The sequence below is a fragment of the Candidatus Accumulibacter sp. ACC005 genome (genome assembly GCF_907163215.1).
Classification (GTDB): Bacteria; Pseudomonadota; Gammaproteobacteria; order Burkholderiales; family Rhodocyclaceae; genus Accumulibacter; species Accumulibacter regalis.
This window is the reverse complement of the sequence record NZ_CAJQUB010000006.1, coordinates 253,064-277,287: the sequence shown is the minus strand read 5'-3', so window position 1 is coordinate 277,287 and position 24,224 is coordinate 253,064. Positions and strand designations below refer to the sequence as shown.

The following is a 24,224-nucleotide window of genomic DNA, read 5'->3' as shown; positions in this document are numbered from 1 at the left end:
ATGAAGTTGCCGCGCAAGCCTCGTGCCAGCGGTTCATCCCCGCGCCTGCGGGGAACGCTTCGGCCCGCGGTACTTGACCGGCACTTTGTACGGTTCATCCCCGCGCCTGCGGGGAACGCGCTCTATGCTGCTCGCTATGCGTACAGTCCGGCGGTTCATCCCCGCGCCTGCGGGGAACGCGACACTGGGACAGCGCGGATAGTGGGCGGTATCGGTTCATCCCCGCGCCTGCGGGGAACGCGGTCATCCAGTAGTCGTACATCACTGACGGGCCGGTTCATCCCCGCGCCTGCGGGGAACGCGCGGCAACTTCATGTCGTCGTGGATACCAGGTCGGTTCATCCCCGCGCCTGCGGGGAACGCCTGCGAGATTGGCGCTTGTTTGTGCGGGCTGTCGGTTCATCCCCGCGCCTGCGGGGAACGCCCGTGAAGCCGTTAGCGCTGTTTGTAAGTATACGGTTCATCCCCGCGCCTGCGGGGAACGCTGCATAATATAGTAGCATCAACTACATCGGGGCGGTTCATCCCCGCGCCTGCGGGGAACGCCTTTCCATGCGCAAAATCAAGCAACGTTCTTTCCGGTTCATCCCCGCGCCTGCGGGGAACGCTCGGCGCGATTACGGCGCCAGAACAGAACTGGCGGTTCATCCCCGCGCCTGCGGGGAACGCTCGTTCGTAACCGTGTGCAGGAACGCTGGCAACGGTTCATCCCCGCGCCTGCGGGGAACGCAAGTGCTGCACATCGCCGCCTTGCCGGTGCAGCGGTTCATCCCCGCGCCTGCGGGGAACGCCGTCGACGGATAGCACCCCAGCGCCCTGGCCGCGGTTCATCCCCGCGCCTGCGGGGAACGCCAACGAGAGTCGCGCAAAAAAAGGAAAGCCGCCGGTTCATCCCCGCGCCTGCGGGGAACGCTTCTGTATTCTTAACACTGAGAATGTTCCAACCGGTTCATCCCCGCGCCTGCGGGGAACGCGCGGTTGTTCTCGGGCACGTAGACGCTGCGCACGGTTCATCCCCGCGCCTGCGGGGAACGCGGTTGTCGCATGGGGCGGCGCCGCACATCGCGCGGTTCATCCCCGCGCCTGCGGGGAACGCTGATCGACACTACAGCGGCGCTAGTCGCCCGCGGTTCATCCCCGCGCCTGCGGGGAACGCACTTCTTCCATCCCCATGATTTTCCATGGAAATATCAGCCCTTCAAAATCCACCAACGAAACGGCATGCAAACGCCATTTCCCGAGTTGTTAAAGATCACCTTCCGTGGCTTCGGGAAAAAAGCTAACCAAGCGCACGCCATCAATCTCCGCTGGTACCCGACGATTCGCTCCGAGCGTTTCAAACTCGAATCCTGATTCGGTGTTGGCGCGCCAAACCATTACCGCATTCCCGTCTTCGAGCCCTTGCCCGACTTGCTCCCAGATGACCTCCCGCACTCGTCTGGAATAGTTGCCTACATAGACACCCGCCCGCACTTCGAGCAGCCAGATTGCCAATCGGCCGCGCAGGCGTGGTGGCGCGTTTTCAAGAACGATGACCAGCATCGCCCAGGCTCTCGGGGTTGGGAATAGCGGGAGCAACCGCGTCGGCTGGCGCTGCCGGCCGCGGAATCTCGCCGGCAGCGAGGATCATCTCAATATCCGGAATGATGCGGTCCAACAACTTTGTCTGCCGGAACATGTCGCGGCACGCCAACCGCACGGCACGCTCGGCATTCGGCGGCGGGTGGGCGGCTACCTGGAAGGCAGCGGGCACTACGGTCTCAAACTTGTAGATGTCGGCGACGTCGTAGACAAACGATAAGGGTTTGCCGGTATGGATGAAGCCGACGGCAGGCGCGTAGCCGGCAGCCAGGACAGCGGCTTCGGTCACACCGTAGAGTGCGGCAGTTGCGGATGACAAACAGCGGTTCGGTAAATCGGACACATCCCAGTTCTCCGGGTTGTAGTCTCGTCCGCTCCACTTGACGCCAAACTTCTGCGCCAGCAACTGATAGCTGCGCCGTACGCGCGCGCCTTCAATACCGCGCAGCTGTTCGACGCTGCGCCGAGCTGGCGGCTCCTCGCCAAAACGAATCGCGTACATCTTGCGAACTACCTTTAGCCGAAGGACCTCGTCAAGCGCAAGCTTGGCCTGATACAGCAGGCGGTCAGCGCGGGCGCCGCCGGGTTGTCCCGCCGAATAGAGGCGCACCCCCGCTTCGCCTACCCACACCAACAATGTACCAACCCGCGCTGCCAAGGCGGCGGCCGCGTGCGACACACGCGTGCCTGGCTCCAGCATGATGCAGGCGACGCCGCCAATCGGGATATGCGTCAGCACAGGTCGTACACGCAATCCTTGCTGATCCACTCGCACGAATGCTCCATCAACAACGTCGATCTCGCCCCGTTCAACGAAAACGACTGACAAGCGCTCCTTGATGGGGATGGGCTTAAGGGGTGGCAGCATGGCGGAAATTCGACACTACCCGCGACGAGTCGACATAGCCGTTGCCGGGGTTCGGGAGCGCACCACTGGGCCTTGGCTGTTCGCAGGCGCGACATGCCGGCGCACCGTAAAGTCAGCTGGCGAGTTCCTCAAGCACGAGCAGCCAGCCGACCGCAGATCGTTAGCGTCGGTCACGTCCCGTGGCCCAAGCGCGTTTGGTCGGAGAACCAAACCGTCATGCACCGCGTACCAGCAAGAGGCCGCAGCCAAACGCCTTCGCATGCCCGATCCCCGCGCACAAGGTAGCCGAGAACGCCTCGGGATCAGTCACTCGCAACTCGCCAGAGAAATCTACGGTACTGAACCGTAGGCGCCCGCGCTTCTCGGAGTGTTGCGCATAACTCTCCACCAACAGGCTCTCCATCGCGATTTCGAAACCCGAACGTGGCCCCCTGGCGAGCAGCCATTGCCGACAGCAATCGCTAACCAGCTCATAGAGCGCCGGCTTATCTTGGCCTCGCCACTCTTGCCAACGGGCAAGGCCACGTTCGGCAAGCAAGATTTTCTTCCGCTGCATCACTACATCATGACGGGCAGACTTGCCATCCGAACTGATCGTTACGACCGGATTGGCACGCAACTCAAAGCGCCAATGCGTGCCGGTAGCGGGTCGGGGTGCATATTCCCGAGTTTGGACAAGCCATGCGTCGTTCAGGAGTTGGGGAGCACGTTTCGATACAACGTAGAAACGTGGGAAGCCATTTGTATTCATCCGGCGAAATAGAAAGTCTCTTGGCGAGCCTTTCTCGGCCGGGAAAAAGCGCCACAACCATTGATGCTCCGAGTACGGACCGGCAGCCCACTGCTGTGCTGCCTCGCGCTCTTGGCCGGCCGAAGGCGAAATCATCGAGAAATACATGGTCAGCCCCCTTCCTTCCGCAGCCAGACATGCTCGGTGCGATCGCCAAATTGCCAGCCCTTGCGACGGATCACACGGTCTTTACGTGTTGCGCTTAGATCTGGACTTACACCGGTAGTGACGCCCTCTGACCATGCGATTCGCACTACCGGAGCGATGTCCTCGAAAGGCGGGCGGCCGCGCTTATCAGAATGTGCCACCCGCTCCTGTTCAAGCCGCGCCAGATATGCGTCGAAAGCAGCCCGCGCCGAGTCGGCATTGATGGCTTGCGGATGTAGTGGAGCGGCTGGCGGGCAGGATTTTCGCCCCAGATAAAGGACGTAGCGCGGTGATCGCAAAGCGTCGGCCAAGGCACCCAGGGTATATGGTGCATCAAGCAGCGCTTGAACCGCTACCAGGCACGCGGCATCTTGCCGGTAGTCGCGCGTTGACAGGATGGTATTCAACTCATGCTTTGGCACAGCCAATTCCTCACGTCTCGTCGCCTGCGGCCGACCCTTCAGCGTGCTGCGCCCCGGTACCTGCGCGGTGTGATAGTCCCGGAGCAAGCTGCCCCCGTCTTGCACGCCGACAGCGAAGCCATAAGCCTGCTTGAGTGCCGTCAGGGTCGACTCGTCCTCGCGCCGGATGCCGAGTGCGGCCGCGAGCAGGCCGAGCAAGGCCGACTCGCCGGGGTACTCATGACTGCCACGATGCTCGCCCACCGCAGTGCCACCCCAGGACGCCAGCGGTGCCTGCAATTGAAAGATCAGGAACTCCACGGCCGTCAACTCTGAACAAAAGCAATTAGTTCTGGCAACGTACCTTCTCCGGCCTCGACGTCAATCTCGTAGCGCAGCTCCGCGCATTCGCCATACACCTTGTCGAAGTTCTTATAGCGCGTCCTGATGGCTTCCACCGCCACTCCCAGCATGTTCTGGTCGCCGTACGGAGTGATTGGCTTGAGGAAGGCTTGCGCGAGTGAGCGCGGTTGCTGATCACCTTTTTCGGCCAGAACGTAACTGGCATAGGCGCGTGACGCAAAGCTGTTCTGCATCCCCGTTGGCGATACTCTGGTCACCGCGTTGAGCAGGGCGTCCAGCGCTTTGTTTGTCAGCGCCTCGTCGCCGCCAAGGTTCTCTTGCAGCAACTCCCGGTTGACGCACAGATAGAGGTAGAAGAGGCCAGCGCCATAGCCGCGCTCACCAATATGCGAAGCGCCACTGTCCTCCTGCCCGTCGTTCAGGTCATCGACAGCGACGAAGTAGTCGTCCTCGACAGCGGCTTTGTGTACCGTAATCGCATGCGAAACCTGCACGGCTGCCTCGACGTTGAATGCTGGCGAATCGGCCAGCATGCGGCCAAACATGGCGATGTCGACAGCATGCCGGGGTTTGCTCAGCAGGGCCAACTCGCTTTCGGCAGGGGCGCTTCCACGCGCGGCACACGTCGCAGCAAGAGCGTTTATCGCGGCTATTTCTTCAGGGCTGAAATGGGCGAGTTGTTCGATTTCCAGATCCTCGTCCTTCTCCGTCTTCTTGTCCGACTTGAGCTTCCCGAAGCGAGCGGCGATGGCCTTCGTCCATTCCCGCGCCGGTTTTTCAGCAATGCCGGATTTCTTGAGTTCTTGAAAGACTTCCTTGCCCATCCATTTGGTGCGCGTACCCAGATTTCCGGCGAGAGAAGTTTCGAAGATATCGGATGTTCGCCACGCTCGCTTCTGACTTTGCGACGAGAGGCGCAAGCGCATCGCGCCGCCCATCAGAGCGGTTTTAGGGCGACCGGTGTCGTCGCGATTCAGGTTGGACGGTGGGTAGCTGGTCAGTACGTGAAGCTGAACAAAGCGAGACATGATGTGGTTTCCTGGAAAGAGTTGAGGACGAAATCAGCGAACGGTTTTTTCGGGCCAGTCATAGCCGTAGGCCCACTTTTTTTTGACCGCATCACCCCAGTGGATCAGGTCGTTGGCCAGTACGATGACGTCGACGCCGCCCATCAGAGGCAGCACGCGGCGAACGCCCGAAAATAGCGAATCAGGATCAGGCGACTCCAGCAGTCGCAGGAAGCGCAGCTCACTGACGGGCGGACGATCCTCGCCCGGAGCACGCTGGCTCATGGCCAGGGCTGGCGGCCGAACGTCGTGCGTCTTGACATGCGCCAGTACGCCAACGACGAGGGCAAAGCGATCCCTCTCCCAGTCCTTCCAGTTCAGCGCGCCAAGCCGCCCGCACAACCGCTGGTACGCAGGGGTAAGCGAGATCTCGGTTAGCGAGGATGCCCGCCTCAGTACCGCTCGGCTCGCGCGGTCTTTCTCCAAGCCTTGCCACCATTCGAACAAGGCCTGCCCGAGTCCTTCGCCTACCGTGAAGTAGATAGCCATGCCGTTCTCCTTAGATGGCAGCCGCTTCTGCGGCCGGGTTTCGTGACGTTGGTTTTTCGGTAGCCAGTGCCGGCAAGGAAAGTGCCTGCCGCACCTTCGGCCCGCGCATGTTTTTCTTCAATTGTCGGAACGCTTTGGCCACGCGTTGCGGCCTTTGCCGTTCGACCTGGCCGGCACCAACGAAGATGGTGTCGAACAACTTGTCGACTGTGATGATCAGAACCCGGTGCCAACTTTCACGAACGGCGAGCATATCGCCTTCGAGATTCTGACGAGCGAGATCGATAAGGTCGCGCAATTGGTCATAGAACGCCGCTTCGGTGCTGCTCCAGAAAGTCGCATCGATCGCGCTGAAATTCCCGCGCGCTTCTGAGCTGAACCAGGCATCTTTGACTGCCGAGCGCAGGTACGACGCCGCCAGGTCTGCGCCCGCAATCCAGATGTCCACTTGTGATCCAACCCAGCCCTGGGCATCCGCATCGCAGTCAGCCAGTCCGTAAAGCGGCAAGGTCGCTTCGTACCAGCAGCGCGCTTTCATATTGTCCATGTCGTAGCCGAAAGCCCACAGGCGCAACTGCCCGCGACGGTCGGCAAGCGCATGTTGCACAACGCTGGCGCAACGCTGTTTCTTTTTGTCCGCCACTTGGCCGAGCGCCCAGCCCAACCAGTGGCGAAAAGCGAAGCCACCAGGCTGCGGATGCATCGGCAGCCATCCCTGCGTGGCCTCGTAGTACGGCGACAGCGGGTGATTCCAGGGCCCCTTGTAGTTGAAACCGTAGTTCTTGCTGACATAGCGCTGAACGAGTCGCTCGGAAGATCGACCGCAAACATCACAGTCACCGCTGGCAACCGTTTCAAAGTCCAGACGGATTCGCCGTGGCATTGCCCAGAAGACATGATGCGGGTGCACCTGCACCGGCGCGGTCTCGCCACCAGCGCGCTGGATTGCGGCTATGTCACTCATCCACGGGAAGCGGAAGTGAAGAGCTGACTTCCCGGCGTCGCCGCACAAGGCCAGAAACCCGCGCTGATCGCGTACGTTGAGCCACAAATCGTCCCACAAGGAGCGAGGCTGCCCGTCGAGCGGCATGCTTAGCAGCAATGTGGTCAATGGCCCGCCCCCGCGCAGGCCTGTGCGATTTCCAACTCCGCCCGCTGGCGCGTTGATCTGCAGGGTCAACACGGCGCTCGCCGCGCAATGTGCGCACATCCCCGACACGCGGCCACGCTTGACGAAATGGTCGCTATTGTTCTTGAGCGCGTTCTCGCCGGGCGCGTCGATCAATAAGGCACCGATCTCGTTGAACGAACCTTCGTCAGCGGTCAGGCTGAAATCCTGCATGAAGCGGGCTCCCTTGGCATCCAACTCGAACGCTTCTGCAAATGGAGCAAACCACTCGCTCAGAACAACCGCCGAAGGGGGGTTCTCAAACCGCTCGTCCCATGCCACCCCGCTGTCCACCGGCGTGCTGGTCTGAAGCAGTCCCACAGAAAACTGAGCCAGCGCGCCGTTGAAATCGGGCCGATCAGCGTCGAAGGCCAGAATGTCGGGATCCGACAACTGGTTCGGCGCAATCCACGCCCGACTGCCGTCACGGCGCCGCACTGGCATCCAGGGTTCATGCAATAGATTCATTCGTTATCCTCCCCGTCCTGCTCAATCTGGCACAAGCCGCTGAGCGAATCGTAGACCCACGAGAGCCTCTGCTCTGGCCTTTGCGCCGTCGTCTTGCTCCAGGCAGCCCCGGTCCACCCTTGATGACCTTTCTCGAGCGGTAGTAGTACGCACCACTTTCCCCCGCCGGGCAATGTCAGCAGCGCCTGCTCCAGCGCTGCTTTCCGCGCCGCGCCCTCAGGCTCTGCGCTCTTGGCGATCAGTCGCTCAGCGACGCGAACCGTGCTGTAGGCCCAGGCATGCCGTAGATCTTCGTGCTCACACCAGGGCAGCAAGCGCTCCAGATCCCAGCGCGCCAGGACCACGTTGATGCTCGCCTCGCCCAAGCGGGAAGGCGTCTTGGCTTCGCTCCACCAGTCGATACCGCCACGCACATATCCCGACCCCAGTTTCACCGTGTTCTGCTGTGCCTCGCTGGCGTCACTGTAGGACTTCCCTTCCGCCTGGTTGGCGTTGTGTTCAAGCTTTTCCGGAATCTCTGAGTCACCAGCAAACACGCGTTCGATCAGGCTTCGGGCATCGGCAGGCATGGCAAAGCAGCCAGCTTGCAGCGCTTTGGCGGTCAACCAGAGTTGGCTGTGGTGCGCGTAGACATTGGCCGCCTTCGGAAAAGCCGCCTTGAACCAGTCGGCCTCAGGCGAAGCGGTCCACCGTGGGCCGAACACGTATAGACGAGCTTCACCGCGCTGATCGCCTGCCGTTGGGTCCTGCAAACGCTCGCCATGCCGATCTCGCACATGACGTTGCAAGCGCCCTGCGCGCTGGATGAGGCGATCGATGGGCGCGAGGTCACTGACAACAACGTCCCAGTCCGCATCCAGGCTTTGCTCGACCACTTGCGTGGCGATGACCAACTGGCCCTGCCGTTGGCTCGGCGTGCTGTCCTGGCCGAACAGATCGAGGATTCTACGCTCGGTCAGCAAGCGATCACGCAGGGAAAAACGGGCGTGAAAAAGGGTGAGCTTGTCGGCAGGCACTCTGCCCCGGAAAAGGGCAAAAGCGTCGAGCGCGTCAGCGACGGTATTGCGCATCCAGCATACGCACTGTCCGGCTGCAAGCGCTGCGTCGATGACGGCCTCGACGCGCGATTCTTCAGTCAAGTAGTCGACGGCGACCGTACGCTGAACGTCTTTGCGTGTGGCAATGGGCGTCTCCTCCGTGTCATCGGGACGAGCGCTGTGCCAGGACGTCACCAGTGGGAACGCCGATTGGCTCGCCAAAACCGGCGCGTCGCGTTGGCAACCGACAGCGAAGGCTCGTAGCAGCGCCTCCTTCATGGCTTGTGGCAGCGTTGCCGAGAGCAAGATTGCGCTGCCGCCCGCAGCCGCGTGGAAGGCAAGCAGGTTTTCGAGAATGCCTTGCATGTACGCGTCGCAGGCGTGCACCTCATCGACGACCAGAACCTTACGGAAAAGTCCAAGCAAGCGCAGCGACTGATGTCTGCTGTGCAGCACGGCGAGCAGCGCCTGGTCGATTGTGCCTACGCCGGCCGGGGCCATCAGCGCACGCTTGTTGTGGTCGGCCAACCATGCGTTGCAGCGGATGCTTGCGCTTTCATCCAACTGCTGGTCGTCGTCGGCAGTTGGGCCGCTCGGAATCACGGATTCGGCGAATGCTTCCACCAGGTTGCGTTGGCCGTGCGCCAAAACGAGGCTTGCATTGCCCGCAAACAGCCGCGCATAGACTTGTGCGATGCGGCCGTACATCGCATTGGCCGTGGCCATGGTCGGCAAGCCAATAAAGAAACCATCGGCCTGGCCTGCCGCGATCAAGCGATGAGCCAGCAAGACTGCCGCTTCGGTCTTTCCCGCGCCGGTCACATCCTCCAGGAGGTAAATCTGCGGGCCGCGCGAAAGCACTGTCGTTGCAGCCCAGGATTGCAGTGGGGATGGCGTGGTGATTCTCGGGAAAAGGGACTCGAATGGCAGCGCACCGCCAGGGTGCAGCGGCAAGACCCCGGTATGATCAAGTGCAATAGCCGCTTGCTTCTTGGCATGCGCCCAATATTCTCGCAAGGGCAGTGGGTCGTCAGGCTCGGCGCGATACGCGAAGTAGTCCGTATTGGACCCTAGCCAGTCAGCGAGGACGGCCAAGCCCGCCATCCACCACGACAACTCCTGGCTGGCGTGCTCAAAAGCGTCCGGGTCAAGCGTCGTGGGGATGCTCGCCTCCCGACCCTCAAAGATCAGTTCTCGAAGGTCGTCAGCGAACTGGAAAATTGCCGGCGGGTCATCTTGCCAATGGAAGTGATTTTTCCACCGTCCACATGGTTGCGGTTCTGGCGGTTGGCCATGATGGCCGGTCACGGCGCTTACCCAGTAGTTGATTCCGCGCGCAGAGGCTTTGGTTGGAAGGCCAAACCATGTGTTGTCAACGGCGTACCGTTCGAGCTTGTCGTTCCAGAACAGCATGCCGAGACCGTCATGGCGAAGCGTATACACCTTGCTCGCGTCTGGACGGCGACCTCTCAGTTCTTCAAACAGATCAGGGCGCTGGCTTTGAAAACTTTCCGAGAATTTTCCAAGATCATGCATGGCCAGCCAGAACGCTATCCATTGCTCTTGCGCAAGCTTATCGTTGGCATGCATCCGCGAACCGAGAAAATCACGAAAGGCCGGTGCCCTGCGCAAGTATTGCAGTCCAACCGCCGCAACATCCAGGCAGTGATACGGCAACAAATGAAGCTGCACGCCTCCGCAGTCTTGCGGCCGGGCCTTGCCCCAGTAGCGAAAATATGATTTTGACGACATGGACCTGAACAGATCGTGGTTAATGAGAGCTACAAAAAAAGGTTCGCTGGCTGCTGGTTTCAAGGACAGGCGAGTTCTTGCGGCACAGGTTGTGAACTCGATTATTCCTTTTGGCGAAAACTTTAGACGCTTCACAGTTTGCGCCCTTCGGTAGCTCACAGCGTGAGCTACCCTTCGGAATATTTTTGCGCCATGGCATCGAGCTCTTCTCTCAATCGGCGACGCAGAGCGAGAGGCTTTTCGATAAGGACATGGGCACCGTGCCGCATGATATCCATCAGCAGTTCGCGTTCGTCCGAATAGGGCACGCTCAGCCGGTAACGGCCGTCAGGAAGATCTTCGCCGCGCTGGTCGGAATGCCAGGTCTCGGAGCGTACCCAGCGCGCGCGCTCAGCTGAAAAGAGCAGGCTGGCTCTCTCGGTAGGAACGCCAGCGAAGATCCCGTAAGCGGCTGCGTAGTGCGCGTCCATGGTTTCGTCGGCGATTTCTTGTGCGGCTTGTGGCAGTACGGCAACTCGGAGCAGCGTTTCGGCAGCGAAGCTGCGCAGATCCGCACGCAAGTGACACCAGGCATCGAGGTACCAGTTGTCTCGATAGTGGACCAAGCGCTGCGGTGATAGCGTACGCGTGGTGACTTCGTCATGCCGGCGGCTCCAGTGGTCTACCTTGAGCTGCCGCCGCGACAGTAGTGCCGATGCCATGTCTGCAAAGTGGCGCGGTTCGAGTTGTCGCTTGGCAACCGAAAGCAAGCGAACGCGCTGACTCACCTCGCTCGATGAATGACCCGCGGTTTCCAATAGTGACGAGAGGCGAGCCTGTATCGGAGCGACGCGAGCCGCGAGGACCCCGGGTTCGATATCGGCGAGCAGTTTTTGCGCTGCCAGCAACGCAAATAGCTCGTTGGCGGAGAACCACAGCCCGGGTAGCTCATAATGCGGCCCGGTGGCACTGGTTTCGTCAAAAATATATCCGCCGGCGGCGCGATCCCAGAGGATTGGTGCGTGCAAACGATCGCGCATGTAGTCGAGATCACGTTTGAAAGTCGCAGATGAAACTTCCAGTCGGCAGAGGAACTCGTGCATTGGAACGGCGCGTCGTGAGCGAAGCAGTTGGTCGATGATGTACAAGCGTTCAGAGCGGTTCATGCGACCTCATTTCTAGAAAACAGCGACCATGAGTACACCTGTGGAACGGGTAGGTCGGTTTGATGGTGTGTAGCTTGCCGGAATGGGTGACCATGACGAGTTTTCTTCGCCTACCCTCGAATAGGTCCGTCTCGCCAAGAGAATCGCTTTTGGGCAGCACAAGGCATGCCATTGTGGGCCAAGATTCGAAGGGCCGCAGGTTATCTTCTTTCTCTTCGCACGCATACGACACGTAAGCGCTGCCCATCGAAACCCCTCCCGTCGGGTTTGGTGGAAAACCGGTCCTTGATTTTGGGGACCGGCGTCTGTGCGCCGTAGTGCTGCCCGCAATCCCATACCAGCGGTGTCGTATCGGTGGCCGTGGCATGCCAGTCAAACGCCTGGCCAGGAGAAGGCCGTTATCAGGCTACAGTGGTCGCCGACAGCTGCGCCAGCAAATGCCCACGTGTTCGCTCCCGGCAGGGCGCCTCGTTGGTCGCCGTGCCAACGGCTGCGGTGGAATCAGTCGGGGAGTCGTGTCGCGTTCAGGTAATTCCCGACGCCGTAATGTCACTGCTGAAACGCTGTCTCCACGTCACGAGCGCTGTGCAGGACGCGCGCGATGCGGACAAGGTTCTCGTCTGGGCGGTAGAAAATGAGGTACCGCCCGTGCGGCAGAACTCGCACCCCATCGCCCAGCTCGGGGCGCGGCGCACCGATGCCCGGCTGAGTGACGAGCCTGCCGCAGTCCGCTTCAAGCTCATCCACGAACGATTTCGCACGAGCCGGATTGTCCTGCGCAATGAAGGCGGCGATTTCGATCAGGTCGAGCTGGCTTTCGGGCGAGAACTCCAGACGCGTCACTCCGCGTTACTCCCCCTCACCGGCGGCGATCTCGTCGATCCGCCGCCGCAGGTTCTCGAATACCTGGCCGGCAGGAATGCCCGGGCCACCTTCCATGCCTCTCTGCACTTCGGCTCGCAGCGCCTCAAGCTTGAGGGCTTGCAGCTTTTCCTGGTCTTCGAGCATGCGCAGTCCTTCGCGGATGACCTCGCTGGCGTTGTTGTACCGCCCCGACGAGAGTTGTGCCTTGACGAACTCTTCGAAATGCGAACCGAGCGCGACACTGGTTGGCATGGTAGACCTCCAACTAATAGTTAGTAACTACTGTTTTTATCCTGTCGCCGAAGGCGTGTCAATCGCCGTCCGCTTGCGCCATTACCAGGGAGTCAGGCAGAGCAGCGGCTGTTCCACAAACGTTTCTTTGTTCCACGCGACGCCGACTACCCCCCAACGCAGGGCCGCGCGTCCTTGAGCATTGTTGGACCCGCGTGCGTATATCCAGAATGCCGCACCCTACTAGATCCCGGTGATCAGCAAATCGAGGGCGGCGACGATCTCGTCGCGATGCTGTGTGAGGTCGGCGACCTTTGTGCCGAGGCGCCTTACCGGAATTCCCGCGAGTTGCGGAGTGAGCATGGCGTATTGTTCTCCCGCGACTTCGAAGACGGGAGTGAGCGTCCTGAGCAGCTTGCCCTTCGTTGCCTCAGCCGGGCAGAGGGGTACTACCACGCGGGTTCCGAGTTCGGCAATCAGGTCGCTCTGCACATCCAGTAGCAGCGGGTAATCGGCGGTGGTCTCCGGGTTCGGATTCCGGTAGACGGCGAACTGAGGCATCAGAAGGACCGCAGCCCATCGCTGAACACCCCATGTTTCTCGACGTGATCGTTGTAGGCGGCGATGGCTGCCCTGTTTTCGAGCAGCCATTGTTCACGCAGTCGTTTCCTTAGCGCTTCGAGCAAAGCCTGTTCCAGGGTGGCGGAGAGATTGATGTCCATTTCCCTCGCTTTGCTCAGCAGGTCCGCGTTGATGCTGAGATTTGTTGCCTTCTTGGGAGCCTGGGTGTTGTAGGCGGCGTGCATGTCGGGCGTCCTGTTCGTGAGCATGCGCATAGTCTATACGCATCACGATACGCAAAGCGAGGGCAATGCCCGAGTTTTGGCCAGGCTCCCGCTGCCTTCACGCTCAAGGTCACCGGCGATCTCTTCCCGCTGCAGCCCATTGTGGCGTTACGCTACCCAACCGCGCATCAGTGACCTGTTGCGTGAGCGCATATATGCGCGCGCTGATCCGCGCCGACGAGAAACGCAAAGCCGAAGAACAGCTTGAAGCGAAGCTGTTGGAAGGGCTGAGTGGCGCCGAGAGTGAACTGACCCCGGCGGACTGGAGCTCGATCCGCAGGGAAGCCCTGGCCAAGGTCGAAGCGCGCAAGAAACCGCGCTGATGCCGGCGCCACGCCGCAAGTGTATGTCTTGCCAATACTTCTTGTTTGAGTGGAAAACGTCCGGTTGAAAAGCTGGACAGAAAATTCGCTGGAGCACTGATTCATGCCCGAGATCGCCCCGCTGCCCGCTGACTACGCCGCCTGGCTCACCGAACTCAAGACGCGAATCCACCAGGCCCAGCAGCGCGCGGCGCTGGCGGTCAATCGCGAGCTGGTGCTGCTCTACTGGCAGATCGGGCAGGACATTCTGGAGCGCCAGGGCCGTGAGGGTTGGGGCGCGAAGGTGATCGAGCGCCTGGCGCAGGACCTGCGCAATGCATTCCCCGAAATCAAGGGTTTTTCGCGCGCCAACCTGATGTACATGCGTGCCTTTGCCGAGGCCTGGCCGGATGCGGCAATTGTCCAACAGGCTGTTGGACACTTGCCCTCGGGCCACAACCTCGTGCTGCTCACCAAGCTGAAGGCCCCAGCGCAGCGCCTCGCCTATGCACACGGTGCGATCGAACACGGCTGGTCACGCAATGTGCTGGCGATTCATATCGAGCGGCGCCTGCTGGAACGACAGGGGCAGGCCATCACCAACTTCGGCTTGCAGTTGGCCAAGCCTCAATCCGACCTGGCTCGCGAATCGCTCAAGGATCCCTATCTGTTCGATTTTCTCGGGGCAGGAGACGAAGCCGGCGAGCGTGCCATCGAGGACGCCATCGTCGGACACATCACCCGTTTTCTGATTGAACTCGGCGCGGGCTTTGCCTTCGTCGGCCGACAGGTGCTCCTCGAAGTGGGCTGCGACGTGGGGTGGGCGAACGGGTGGCACGGCTACGGCGCGAGCCGTCATTGCGAGCGAAGCGAAGCAATCCAGGGCCAGGCACCGTGCCCGAGGGTGGCCATCGGCATAGCTTCCACTGCCGTTCCAAGTTATCGTTCGGGCCTTGCCTGACCTTCCTCGACACCCCGTCCCCGGAGTCCGACTTGACCTTGCCCGCCTTGACCCCCGGCCTGATGCTCGTGCATGGCAATCAACCCGAGATGTTGCGCGATCTGGTCGTCGAATGGATGAAGCGCTATCCGCTGGCGCCGCTGGAGAACGAGATCATCCTGGTGCAGAGCAACGGCATCGCGCAGTGGCTGAAGCTGGCGCTGGCGGCCGACGCGAAGGACTTCGATCAGGACGGCGCTCAGGACGGCGCTCAGGACGGCGATCAGGACGGCGATGGGCCGGGCGAGCATGGCGGTTGCGGCATCGCCGCGGCGCTGGAGATTTCGCTGCCGGCGCGTTTCCTGTGGCAGGTCTATCGGGCGCTGCTTGGGCGGCAAGCGGTGCCGGAGAATTCGCCGTTCGACAAGGCGCGGCTGCTGTGGCGCCTGATGCGTTTGTTGCCGCAGGTGATGAGTGCGCCGGAATACGCGCCGCTGCTGGGTTTTCTGGTGGCGGACAGCGACCGCCGCAAGCGCTTCCAGCTCGCCGAGCGCCTGGCCGACCTCTTCGACCAGTACCAGGTGTACCGCGCCGACTGGCTGGCGGCGTGGGCCGCGGGCGACGACGTGCTGATCGACGCGCGCGGGCAGCAGACGCCGCTCCCGGACGAGCAGCGTTGGCAGGCGGCGCTGTGGCGGGCGCTGCTGGCCGACGTGCAGGGCGCTGCGGGCGGGCAGGGCGAGCGAGCGGAAGAGCGCTCGAACGCCGGCCGGGCGGCGGTGCATGACGCTTTTCTCGCTTGCGCCGGGAACTGGCCGGCGGGCGAGGCGCCGCCCGGCTTGCCGCGGACGGGTGATGGTCTTCGGCATTTCCAGCCTGCCGCGGCAGTCGCTGGAAGTGCTGGCGGTGCTCGGGCGGTGGACGCAGGTGCTGATGTGCGTGCACAACCCCTGCCAGCACTATTGGGCGGACATCGTCGCCGACCGCGACCTGCTGCGCAGCGCGCAGGCGCGTCAGCAGCGGCGGCAGGGTGCGCCGAGGGAGATCTCCGAGGAACTGCTGCACCTGCACGCGCAGCCGCTGCTTGCCGCCTGGGGCAAGCAGGGCCGCGATTTCATCGGCCTGCTCGACGAGCACGACGATGCGCACGCACGCCAGCGTGCGCTGGCGCAGTTCGCGGCCATCGAGCAACGCATCGATCTCTTCAAGGCCTTCGGCGGCAGGACGCTGCTGCAGCAACTGCAGGACGACATCCTCGAGTTGCGCCCGCTGCAGGAGAGCATCGATCTCTGGCCGCCGGTCGATCCGGCGCGCGACGCGTCGATCCGCTTCCACGTCGCGCACAGCCCGCAGCGCGAGGTCGAGATTCTCCACGATCAGCTGCTCGCCGCGTGCAATGCCGACGCCAGCCTGCGCCCGCGCGACATCATCGTCATGGTCCCGGATATCGACAGCTATGCGCCGCATATCCAGGCGGTTTTCGGTCTGCTCGACGCCAGCGATCCGCGCTACCTGCCGTTCAGCGTCGCCGACCAGGGCCGGCGTCATTTCGACCCGCTGCTCAATGCGCTGGAGAAACTGCTCGACCTGCCACAGTCGCGGCTGGCGGTCAGCGACCTGCTCGACCTGCTCGACGTGCCGGCGCTGCGCCGGCGCTTCGCCATCGCCGAAGACGACCTGCCGCAACTGCACCGCTGGATACGCGGCGCCAATATCCGCTGGGGCCTGCACGCCGAACATCGCGCCAGCCTCGACCTGCCGCGGCAGGCGGATGCCGCGGCGCCGAATACCTGGCTGTTCGGCTTGCGGCGCATGCTGCTCGGCTACGCCGTCGGTGCCGACGCTGCGGCCTGGCAGGAGATCGAGCCGTACGACGAGATCGGCGGTATCGACGCCGCCCTGCTCGGCCCGCTGGTGCAGTTGCTCGACACGCTGGAGGCGAGTTGGCGGGCGCTGCGCGAGCCGGCGACGGTCGCTGGCTGGTGCCTGCGCCTGCGTCGGCTGATGGCCGATTTCTTTGCCAGCGACGAAAGTGGCGGAGTGGGTGACCGGGGTGGCCGGGGCGGCGGCGAGAGTGGCGACGCCTACACCCTGCTGCAGCTCGACAGCGCCCTGGAGCGCTGGCAGGAAGCCTGCGACGAGGCGGCGCTGGTCGAAGCCTTGCCCCTGTCGGTGGTCGGCGAATACTGGCTGAGCCGACTCGACGAGGGCGGCCTGTCGCAACGCTTCTTCGGCGGTGTCGTCACCTTCGCGACGCTGATGCCGATGCGCGCCATTCCCTTCCGCCGCGTCTGCCTGCTGGGCATGAACGACGGCGACTACCCGCGCAGCCGCATCCCGATGGATTTCGACCTGATGGCCCACGACTATCGCCCGGGAGACCGTTCGCGGCGCGAGGACGATCGCTACCTGTTCCTCGAAGCGCTGTTTTCGGCGCGCGAATGCCTGCACCTGTCGTGGGTCGGCCGCAGCATCCACGACAACAGCGTGCGCCCGCCGTCGGTGCTGGTCGGGCAGTTGCGCGATCACCTCGCCGCCGGCTGGACGCTGGCCGAAAACGGGGCCGAAAGCGCGGGCGGAGAGGCACTGGTCGACGCGCTGACCGTCGAGCATCGACTGCAGCCTTTCAGTGCCGACTATTTTTCGTCGCACGCACAGGCCTCGGCGCTGTTCACCTACGCGCAGGAGTGGCGGCCGGGTGGTGCGAGCAGCACGAGTAGCGTGAGTAGCGTGATCGCTCGCCCTGGCGAGAGCCGGCCCGATGCGGGCGGCCTGCTGCCGCCGTTGCTGCGCGACGAGCCGCTGACGCTGCAGGATCTCGGCGATTTCCTGAAGCAACCGGTGCGGGCATTTTTTCGCCAGCGCCTCGGCGTTTCCTTCGAGCGTGACGACGTGGCCAGCGAGGATCAGGAGCCCTTCGATCTCGACGGCCTTGGCCGCTGGCAGCTGCAGGACGAGTTGATCGGCGCGCAGGCGACCGCCGTGGAGCAGGGCGAGGACCTGGTCGCCGCACGCGAGGGGCGACTGGCGAGCATGGCGCGCCGCGGCGATCTGCCCGGCGGCGGCTTCGGCGAGGCCCTGGTCGACGATCTGCTGGCGCCAATGGACGCGCTCTTCGAGCGCTATCAGGCCGCGCTGGCGTGTTGGCCGCAGGCGCTCGAAGGCGAGGAAGAAATCCGCTTCGCGGCGCTCGTCGACGGGCAGGTGCTGGAGATCGCCGACTGGCTGGGCAATGTCCGCATCGATGACGCCGGGTTGCGCGGCCGGGTGGTGCTGGAGAGCAGCGAGCTGGTCAAGAACGGCCATTACCGGGGCGACCGGCTGATCCGCCACTGGGTACGGCACCTGGCGCTGCAGCTTGCCGGCGGGCCGCTGACGACGAGGGTGCTGAGCAAGGTCGGCGACGTCGAGCTGCCGGCGCTCGAACGGGGGCTGGCCGAGTCGCATCTGAACGCCCTGCTGGCGGCGTGGCAACGGGGAATGCGCGAACCCTTGCCGCTGGCGGCGCGGACGGGCTTCGACTTCCTCAAGGGCGGTGGCGATGCCGCCCGCAAGACCTACGAAGGCGCTTTCCAGCAAGCGGGCGAGGTAGAGACCGACGCCTATCTGCGGCGTGCCTACCCCGACTTCGCCGCGCTGACGGCCAGCGGCCAGTTCTCCGATCTCGCCGACAGCCTCCTGCGGCCGCTCCTCGACGCGATTCCGGCGAGCAACAAGGGAAGAGCCGGCAAGGCGGCAGGAGAGGCGGCATGAAGCAGGCGTCGCCGGGAGGAACCGCCGCCGCCAGCACTTTGATGCCGGCGCCGCTGGACACGCTGCGTTTTCCGTTGCGCGGCAGCCGCCTGATCGAGGCCAGCGCCGGCACCGGCAAGACTTTCACCATCGCCGCGTTGTACGTTCGCCTGGTGCTTGGCCATGGCGGTGGGAATGCCTACCCGCGTGCCTTGACTCCGGGCGAAATCCTCGTCGTTACTTTTACGGAAGCCGCGACGCAGGAGTTGCGCGACCGTATTCGCCACCGGCTGGCCGAAGCGGCCGGCTCGTTCCGCGTCGATCCGGGCAGCGTCGGCAGCCCCGCCGCCGGCCAGGACCTTTTGCACGCGTTGCGCGCAGACTACCCGCCGGAAGAATGGCCGGCCTGTGCCCGCAGACTGCAACTGGCCGCGGAGGCGATGGACGAGGCCGCGGTGTCGACGATTCACAGCTGGTGCAACCGCATGCTGCGCGAACACGCTTTCGACAGCGACAGCCTGTTCACGCAGACCCTGGAGACCGACCAGCGCGAGCTGCTCGCCGAGGTCGTGCGCGACTACTGGCGAACCTTCATGCTTGCGCTGGACGCCGAGGCGGTGGCCGAGGTAAGGCAATGGTGGTCGAGCCCGGAAGCCTTGCAGGGTGCTCTCCGCAGTCTCGTCGACTACGCCGACCGGCTCGATGAACGGCCGCTCAAGCCGGCAGAGGCCGTAGACAAGGCCCTCGGCGCGAGGCGGCAGCGGCTGGCCGAGCTCAAGGCGCCCTGGCGGCAATGGCTCGATGAACTGCAGACGCTGCTCGATGGCTCCGTTGCCGGGAAGAGCGTCGATGGGCGCAAACTGCAGGCGCGCTTCTACAAGCCGTGGCTGCAGGCGCTGGGCGACTGGCGCGACGAGCCGTCGATGCTGCGGCCCGACCTCAAGACCGGTTGGACTCGCCTGACGCCCGCCGGTGTGGCCGAAGCGTGGAAGCTCGGCGAGCCGCCGCAACACCCGGCACTCGACGCCATCGCGGCGCTTGCGGCGCAGCTGGCTGCGCTCCCCAATGCGCGCGAAGACCTGCTCTGCCACGCCGCGCGCTGGGTCGCCGAACGTTTTGCCGTCGAGCAGGGGCGCCGCGCACAGATGGGCTTCAACGACCTGTTGACCCGCCTCGACGCGGCCTTGCGCGGCGCCAACGGCGCGCGACTCGCCGAGATCATCCGCCGCCAGTTCCCGGTGGCGCTGATCGACGAGTTCCAGGACACCGACCCGGTGCAGTACCGCATTTTCGACGCCGTCTATCGCGTCGCGCTGAACGTTCCCGAGACCGCGCTGATCCTGATCGGCGACCCCAAGCAGGCGATCTATGCCTTCCGCGGCGCCGATATCCACACCTATCTGGCGGCCCGGCGTGCGTGTGCGGATCGCTTGCATACGCTGAAAAGGAATTTTCGCTCGACCAGCGCCATGGTCGCCGCGACCAACCACTGCTTTGCCGTCGCCGAGGCGCGCACGACGGGCGGCGGCGCTTTCCTCTTCCGCGGCGCAGACGACAATCCGGTGCCCTTCATCGCCGCCGAGGCCAAGGGGCGCGAGGACGAATGGCAGGTCGCCGGCCAGCCTGTGCCGGCACTCACCACCTGGTGGCTGCCGGCGAACGCGGACGGCAAGGCATTGAGCAAGGCCGACTATCTCGAGCAGATGGGCGCCGCCTGCGCCAGCGAGATGCTGCGCCTGCTCAATCTCGGCCAGGCCGGGCAGGCCGGCTTTGTGGGCCAGGCGGGGTCGAAATGGCTGCGCCCGGCGGACATGGCGGTGCTGGTCAACAACCGCAGCGAGGCCGATGCCATCCGTGGCGCGCTGGCGCAACGCGGCGTGCGCAGCGTCTATCTGTCGGACAGGGATTCGGTCTTCCAGAGTCCGCAGGCCGCCGAGTTGCAGCACTGGCTCGCCGCCTGTGCCGAACCCGACGACGCGCGCCTGCTGCGCGCCGCGCTGGCGACGGCCACGCTCGGCCTGAGCTGGTCCGAACTCGATCGCTTGCAACATGACGAGCTCGCCTGGGAGGCGCGCGTGCTGCAGTTTCGCGGCTACCGCGATTGCTGGAGCCGCCAGGGCGTGCTGCCGATGCTGCGCCGGCTGCTCAACGATTTTCAGCTGCCGGCGCGGCTGCTCGGGCAGAGTGGGGCGGGCGACGAGGGCTCCGGGGAGGTGTACGAGGCGACCGATGGCAACAGCGCGATCAACGGCGAGCGCATCCTGACCAACCTGCTGCATCTCGCCGAATTGCTGCAGCAGGCGAGCACGCTGCTCGACGGCGAGCATGCGCTGATTCGCCATCTGGCCGAGCAACAGCAGGACGGGGCGAGCAGTGGCGGCGACGCGCGCCAACTGCGCCTGGAAAGCGATGCCGACCTGGTGCAGGTGGTCACCGTGCACAAATCCAAAGGGCTCGAATACCCGCTGGTCTTCGTGCCCTTTGCCGCCAGCTATCGGCTGGCCAAGGGCAGCGATCTGCCGTTGAAATGGCACGACGAAGACGGCCAGCTGCAGCTCTCGCTCGCCGCCGCTCCCGACATCCTCGACCGCGCCGACGGCGAGCGCCTCGGCGAGGACCTGCGCAAGCTCTATGTCGCGCTGACCCGTGCCCGCTACGCCTCCTGGCTCGGTATCGCGCCCTTGAACGAGCTGCAGCGCAGCGCGATTGGCACCTTGTTCGCTGGCGGGCAGGCGATCGAACCCGCCGCGCTGGCGCAGACGCTGGAGACCTGGCGCGATGGCTGTCCGGAAATCGTCGTCGAACCGGCGCCTGAAGCCGGCCGCGAGCGCTTCGCGCTGCGCGCGGTGATGCCGGCTGCTGGCGCGGCAAGGCGGTCGCGGCGCGTTGCCGGCGAGTACTGGTGGATCGCCAGCTATTCGGCGCTCAGAAGCGAGGGCGCGCGCGCTGGAGCGGCCGCCGTGAGCGCTGCCGAGACGCCGAACGAAGCGGTTTTCCAGGAGGCGTTGGCGGCGAAGGACGCGATGGCGGAAGCAGACTTCCTGCCGCCGCCTGGCGCGCGGAAAGTGGCGCAAGCGGGGGCGCCAGCGGCGGTGGCGGCGGCGACCGCCAGTGGCGCGCTGCACGACTTCCCGCGCGGCGCCGAGGCGGGCACTTTCCTGCACGATCTGCTCGAAGCGGTCGCCAGGCAGGGCTTCGCCACGGACGCCGGCAATCAGGCGCTGCAGCGCGACATGATCGCGCGTCGCTGCAAGGCTCGCGGCTGGGTGCACTGGATCGAGCCGCTGACCTCCTGGCTGCAGCACTTCCTGAGTACGCCGCTGCCGTTGCCCGCCATGCCGGGCTCGCCGGAGACCGCGATCCGTTTGTGCGAACTCAAGGCCTTGATGGCCGAGATGGAGTTCTGGCTGGCTGCGCACAGTGTCCCCACGACCGGCATCGATGCCCTGGTTTGCCGGCACACGCTTGACGGCGCCGCGCGTCCGGCGCTGCAGCCGGCGCAGCTGAACGGCATGCTCAAGGGTTTCATGGACCTGGTCTTCGAGCATCAGGGCCGCTACTACGTTGCCGATTACAAGTCGAACTGGCTGGGTGCCGACGATGCTGCCTACACGCCGGCAGCGATGCGCGCCGCGATCCTGCACGCGCGTTACGAGCTGCAGTACGTGCTCTACCTGCTCGCGCTGCATCGCCTGCTCAAGTCGCGCCTGGCCGACTATGACTACGAGCGCCACGTCGGCGGGGCCGTCTACATTTTCCTGCGTGGCGTGTATGCGCCCAGCCAGGGCTTGCATTGCGAGCGCCCGCCGCGCGCCTTGATCGAAGCGCTCGATGCCTTGTTTGCGCGCCGCAGCGCCGGTGCACGCAGGGGAGGGCAGGCATGAGCGCGCGCGACTTCGACACCCGCGAGCGGATGCACGAGTTGCTGCTCGGCTGGGCGGAGCGGCAATGGCTGCGCCGGCTCGATATCGCGTTTGCCGATTTCCTGTGGCGTGAAGTTCCCGACGCGCCGCCATTTCTTATCCTCGCCGCCGCCCTCGCCAGCCATCAGCTTGGGCGTGGTCACGTCTGTCTCGATCTGCAGGCGACGCTGAAAGCACCGGCTTTCGCCCTGTCGCTGCCGCCCGAAGGGGCCGGCGCCGGAAGCAGCGCGGTCGACGCGCTCGACCCGCCAGCGTTGCCCGCCGAAGTGTTCGCCGGCTTGACCCTGAGCCAGTGGCAGCAGGCGCTCGCGCAGCCGCTGCTGGTCGGTGCCGGCGCAGGCAACACACCGCTGGTGTGCGTCGGCGCCCGCCTGTATCTGCGCCGCTACTGGCAATACGAGCAGGACGTGCGTGGCGCCATCGAGCGCCGCCTGGCGATGACGACACGTTTGCAGCTTGCGCTGCCGATCGCCGCGCTGCGCCGGACGCTCGATGCGCTTTTTCCGGCGGCGGTGGCTGCGCCTGCGGACGCCGTCGCCGACTGGCAAAAGATCGCCTGCGCACTCGCCGCGCGCAGTGGCTTCAGCATCATCACCGGCGGCCCGGGTACGGGCAAGACGACGACCGTGGTCAGCTTGCTGGCGCTGCTGCAGGCTCTGGCGCTGAGCACGCCATCGCCCGAGCCGGCGGCACGACCCTTGCGCATCCGTCTGGCCGCGCCGACCGGCAAGGCCGCCGCCCGCCTCAACGAGTCGATCGCCAACGCCGTTGCACGTCTGCCGCTTGCGGCCCTGCCGCAAGGCGAAGCGGTGCGCGCGGCGATTCCGGTGACGGTGAGCACCCTGCATCGCCTGCTCGGTAGCCGTCCCGACAGCCGCCGCTTTCGTCACCATGCCGGCAATCCGCTGGCGCTCGATGTCCTGGTGATCGACGAGGCGTCGATGGTCGACCTGGAAATGATGGCCGCCGTCCTTGCCGCCCTGCCGACCTCGGCGCGCTTGATCCTGCTCGGCGACAAGGACCAGCTGGCGTCGGTCGAGGCCGGCGCAGTGCTCGGCGAGTTGTGCCAGCGCGCCCGCGACGGCCACTACACGCCGGCCACCGGCGACTGGCTCGAGCAGGCCTGCGGGGAACGCGTGGCGCCGGCGCTGGTCGATGCCGCGGGCAGCGCGCTCGACCAGTCGCTGGTCATGCTTCGACGCAGCCACCGTTTTGCCGCAGGCAGTGGCATCGGGCAACTGGCCGAGGCGGTGAACGCCGGCGATACGGCGAGGGTCGGCGGGATCTGGCGGCAGGCGCACGCGGACCTGGCGCTGCTGCCGCTGGTCGGTGGCGACGAGCCTGCCTTCAAGTCCTTGATCATCGATGGCGGCGTTGCGACGACGGCCGCCGCAAGCGCACTCGATCGTCACCGCGAGCGCGACCCCACCGCGACGGCTTCACCGCTGCCGCAGCGCAAGGGCTATAGTCATTACCTCGAAGTGCTGCGCGAGCAGCAGCCGGCGCCCGGCGGCGACCAGGACGCCTTCGACAACTGGGCGCGCGCGGTGCTGCGAGCGCACGGAGAGTTCCAGGTCCTGTGCGCGCTGCGGCGCGGGCCCTGGGGCGTCGCCGGCCTCAACCAGCGCATCGCGCGTGCCTTGCGCGAAGTCGGTCTGCTCCCGGCCAGCGATGGTTGGTACCTTGGCCGCCCGGTGCTGATTACCCGCAACGACTACGGCCTGGGGCTGATGAATGGCGATATCGGCATCACCCTGGCCTTGCCCATCGCCGGCGCCGGCGATGAGGAGTGGATTCTGCGCGTCGCTTTCCCCGCCGGCGACGCCAGCCAGGGCATCAAGTGGGTGCTGCCGAGCCGGCTGCAAGCCGTGGAAACGGCCTACGCGCTCACCGTCCACAAGTCGCAGGGTTCGGAATTCACCCACGCCGCGCTGCTCCTGCCCGAAACGCTGAGCCCGATCCTGACCCGCGAGCTGCTGTACACCGGCATTACCCGCGCCCGCGCCTTCCTGACCGTGGCCATGGCGGGCAGCGGGAGGCTGCTCGAAGAAGCGGCACAGAGGCAGGTGCTGCGCGCGAGCGGGCTGATGGCGGAGTGACGGCGCCGCGGG

Annotated in this window: 18 protein-coding genes, 1 pseudogene and 1 CRISPR repeat array (1 of these 20 cut by a window edge); of the genes and pseudogenes, 6 read left to right on the top strand and 13 right to left on the bottom strand. The window is 64.4% G+C overall.

Features of this window, described 5'->3' with window-relative positions; translation table 11 throughout:
- Positions 1 to 1,156: direct repeats of the CRISPR family, unit length 29 nt; unit sequence CGGTTCATCCCCGCGCCTGCGGGGAACGC (it extends 6,380 nt beyond the left edge of the window).
- A gap of 89 nt (positions 1,157 to 1,245) precedes the next feature.
- The 13 genes from cas2e to QZ613_RS08380 all read right to left on the bottom strand — a co-directional run bounded on the left by cas2e (position 1,246) and on the right by QZ613_RS08380 (position 13,177).
- Entirely contained in the window at positions 1,246 to 1,542 is a 297-nt protein-coding gene (gene cas2e, locus QZ613_RS08440) for a type I-E CRISPR-associated endoribonuclease Cas2e (RefSeq protein ID WP_043564248.1), read from the bottom strand.
- A complete protein-coding gene (cas1e, locus tag QZ613_RS08435) occupies positions 1,523 to 2,449 on the bottom strand; it encodes a type I-E CRISPR-associated endonuclease Cas1e (protein WP_043564247.1) in 927 nt (308 codons plus the stop codon). The genes cas2e and cas1e overlap by 20 nt, the downstream gene beginning before the upstream one ends.
- A gap of 214 nt (positions 2,450 to 2,663) precedes the next feature.
- Positions 2,664 to 3,347 carry a type I-E CRISPR-associated protein Cas6/Cse3/CasE gene (gene cas6e, locus QZ613_RS08430; protein WP_291982015.1) on the bottom strand — a complete coding sequence of 228 codons (684 nt, stop codon included), beginning with the start codon at positions 3,345 to 3,347 and terminating at the stop codon, positions 2,664 to 2,666.
- A gap of 2 nt (positions 3,348 to 3,349) precedes the next feature.
- A complete protein-coding gene (gene cas5e, locus QZ613_RS08425; protein ID WP_043564241.1) occupies positions 3,350 to 4,108 on the bottom strand; it encodes a type I-E CRISPR-associated protein Cas5/CasD in 759 nt (252 codons plus the stop codon).
- Positions 4,109 to 4,113: 5 nt separating this feature from the next.
- Entirely contained in the window at positions 4,114 to 5,178 is a 1,065-nt protein-coding gene (cas7e, locus tag QZ613_RS08420) for a type I-E CRISPR-associated protein Cas7/Cse4/CasC (protein ID WP_043564239.1), read from the bottom strand.
- Between the two features lie 33 nt (positions 5,179 to 5,211).
- Positions 5,212 to 5,706, bottom strand: coding sequence for a type I-E CRISPR-associated protein Cse2/CasB (gene casB / locus QZ613_RS08415; RefSeq protein WP_043564236.1), 495 nt, complete (start codon positions 5,704 to 5,706; stop codon positions 5,212 to 5,214).
- A 10-nt stretch (positions 5,707 to 5,716) separates the two neighbouring features.
- Positions 5,717 to 7,342 carry a type I-E CRISPR-associated protein Cse1/CasA gene (gene casA / locus QZ613_RS08410; RefSeq protein WP_043564230.1) on the bottom strand — a complete coding sequence of 542 codons (1,626 nt, stop codon included), beginning with the start codon at positions 7,340 to 7,342 and terminating at the stop codon, positions 5,717 to 5,719.
- Complete coding sequence (gene cas3 / locus QZ613_RS08405) at positions 7,339 to 10,194, bottom strand: CRISPR-associated helicase Cas3' (RefSeq protein WP_291982010.1); 2,856 nt, start codon at positions 10,192 to 10,194, stop codon at positions 7,339 to 7,341. The genes casA and cas3 overlap by 4 nt, the downstream gene beginning before the upstream one ends.
- A gap of 104 nt (positions 10,195 to 10,298) precedes the next feature.
- Positions 10,299 to 11,276 carry a WYL domain-containing protein gene (locus QZ613_RS08400; RefSeq protein ID WP_043564224.1) on the bottom strand — a complete coding sequence of 326 codons (978 nt, stop codon included), beginning with the start codon at positions 11,274 to 11,276 and terminating at the stop codon, positions 10,299 to 10,301.
- A 549-nt stretch (positions 11,277 to 11,825) separates the two neighbouring features.
- On the bottom strand, positions 11,826 to 12,119 hold the full coding sequence (locus tag QZ613_RS08395; protein WP_043564222.1) for a type II toxin-antitoxin system RelE/ParE family toxin: 294 nt from the start codon (positions 12,117 to 12,119) through the stop codon (positions 11,826 to 11,828).
- A gap of 6 nt (positions 12,120 to 12,125) precedes the next feature.
- Positions 12,126 to 12,392 carry a type II toxin-antitoxin system ParD family antitoxin gene (locus tag QZ613_RS08390; protein WP_043564220.1) on the bottom strand — a complete coding sequence of 89 codons (267 nt, stop codon included), beginning with the start codon at positions 12,390 to 12,392 and terminating at the stop codon, positions 12,126 to 12,128.
- A 222-nt stretch (positions 12,393 to 12,614) separates the two neighbouring features.
- Positions 12,615 to 12,932, bottom strand: a complete 318-nt coding sequence (locus tag QZ613_RS08385) for a CcdB family protein (protein ID WP_043564217.1) — start codon at positions 12,930 to 12,932, stop codon at positions 12,615 to 12,617.
- Positions 12,932 to 13,177 (bottom strand): type II toxin-antitoxin system CcdA family antitoxin, encoded by a 246-nt coding sequence (locus QZ613_RS08380; RefSeq protein ID WP_043564257.1) that lies wholly within the window; start codon positions 13,175 to 13,177, stop codon positions 12,932 to 12,934. Before QZ613_RS08380 ends, QZ613_RS08385 begins: the two co-directional genes overlap by 1 nt.
- Positions 13,178 to 13,371: 194 nt before the next feature.
- Between QZ613_RS08380 and QZ613_RS08375 the strand changes: the two genes are divergently transcribed.
- From QZ613_RS08375 to recD, 6 genes and pseudogenes are all read left to right on the top strand, one after another.
- On the top strand, positions 13,372 to 13,539 hold the full coding sequence (locus QZ613_RS08375; RefSeq protein WP_291922543.1) for a hypothetical protein: 168 nt from the start codon (positions 13,372 to 13,374) through the stop codon (positions 13,537 to 13,539).
- 103 nt (positions 13,540 to 13,642) lie between these two features.
- Complete coding sequence (locus QZ613_RS08370) at positions 13,643 to 14,479, top strand: PDDEXK nuclease domain-containing protein (protein WP_291922542.1); 837 nt, start codon at positions 13,643 to 13,645, stop codon at positions 14,477 to 14,479.
- 62 nt (positions 14,480 to 14,541) lie between these two features.
- Positions 14,542 to 15,204, top strand: a pseudogene (locus QZ613_RS08365) (exodeoxyribonuclease V subunit gamma); the annotation flags it as partial.
- Between the two features lie 37 nt (positions 15,205 to 15,241).
- Positions 15,242 to 18,211: an exodeoxyribonuclease V subunit gamma gene (gene recC / locus QZ613_RS08360; RefSeq protein ID WP_291982007.1), complete on the top strand. Its 2,970-nt coding sequence runs from the start codon at positions 15,242 to 15,244 to the stop codon at positions 18,209 to 18,211.
- Positions 18,208 to 22,074 (top strand): exodeoxyribonuclease V subunit beta, encoded by a 3,867-nt coding sequence (recB, locus tag QZ613_RS08355; RefSeq protein WP_291982005.1) that lies wholly within the window; start codon positions 18,208 to 18,210, stop codon positions 22,072 to 22,074. Before recC ends, recB begins: the two co-directional genes overlap by 4 nt.
- Positions 22,071 to 24,212, top strand: coding sequence for an exodeoxyribonuclease V subunit alpha (recD, locus tag QZ613_RS08350; protein WP_291922856.1), 2,142 nt, complete (start codon positions 22,071 to 22,073; stop codon positions 24,210 to 24,212). The genes recB and recD overlap by 4 nt, the downstream gene beginning before the upstream one ends.
- Positions 24,213 to 24,224: the final 12 nt, after the last annotated feature.

Excerpts from the sequence above, each read along its gene's own strand:
- QZ613_RS08375 (WP_291922543.1), top strand. The coding sequence starts at position 13,372 with ATGCGCGCGCTGATCCGCGCCGACGAGAAACGCAAAGCCGAAGAACAG.
- cas2e (WP_043564248.1), bottom strand. The coding sequence starts at position 1,542 with ATGCTGGTCATCGTTCTTGAAAACGCGCCACCACGCCTGCGCGGCCGA.
- QZ613_RS08385 (WP_043564217.1), bottom strand. The coding sequence starts at position 12,932 with ATGCCTCAGTTCGCCGTCTACCGGAATCCGAACCCGGAGACCACCGCC.
- casA (WP_043564230.1), bottom strand. The coding sequence starts at position 7,342 with ATGAATCTATTGCATGAACCCTGGATGCCAGTGCGGCGCCGTGACGGC.
- cas6e (WP_291982015.1), bottom strand. The coding sequence starts at position 3,347 with ATGTATTTCTCGATGATTTCGCCTTCGGCCGGCCAAGAGCGCGAGGCA.
- QZ613_RS08370 (WP_291922542.1), top strand. The coding sequence starts at position 13,643 with ATGCCCGAGATCGCCCCGCTGCCCGCTGACTACGCCGCCTGGCTCACC.
- QZ613_RS08400 (WP_043564224.1), bottom strand. The coding sequence starts at position 11,276 with ATGAACCGCTCTGAACGCTTGTACATCATCGACCAACTGCTTCGCTCA.
- recD (WP_291922856.1), top strand. The coding sequence starts at position 22,071 with ATGAGCGCGCGCGACTTCGACACCCGCGAGCGGATGCACGAGTTGCTG.
- casB (WP_043564236.1), bottom strand. The coding sequence starts at position 5,706 with ATGGCTATCTACTTCACGGTAGGCGAAGGACTCGGGCAGGCCTTGTTC.
- cas7e (WP_043564239.1), bottom strand. The coding sequence starts at position 5,178 with ATGTCTCGCTTTGTTCAGCTTCACGTACTGACCAGCTACCCACCGTCC.
- recC (WP_291982007.1), top strand. The coding sequence starts at position 15,242 with ATGACGCTTTTCTCGCTTGCGCCGGGAACTGGCCGGCGGGCGAGGCGC.
- QZ613_RS08390 (WP_043564220.1), bottom strand. The coding sequence starts at position 12,392 with ATGCCAACCAGTGTCGCGCTCGGTTCGCATTTCGAAGAGTTCGTCAAG.
- QZ613_RS08380 (WP_043564257.1), bottom strand. The coding sequence starts at position 13,177 with ATGCACGCCGCCTACAACACCCAGGCTCCCAAGAAGGCAACAAATCTC.
- cas1e (WP_043564247.1), bottom strand. The coding sequence starts at position 2,449 with ATGCTGCCACCCCTTAAGCCCATCCCCATCAAGGAGCGCTTGTCAGTC.
- recB (WP_291982005.1), top strand. The coding sequence starts at position 18,208 with ATGAAGCAGGCGTCGCCGGGAGGAACCGCCGCCGCCAGCACTTTGATG.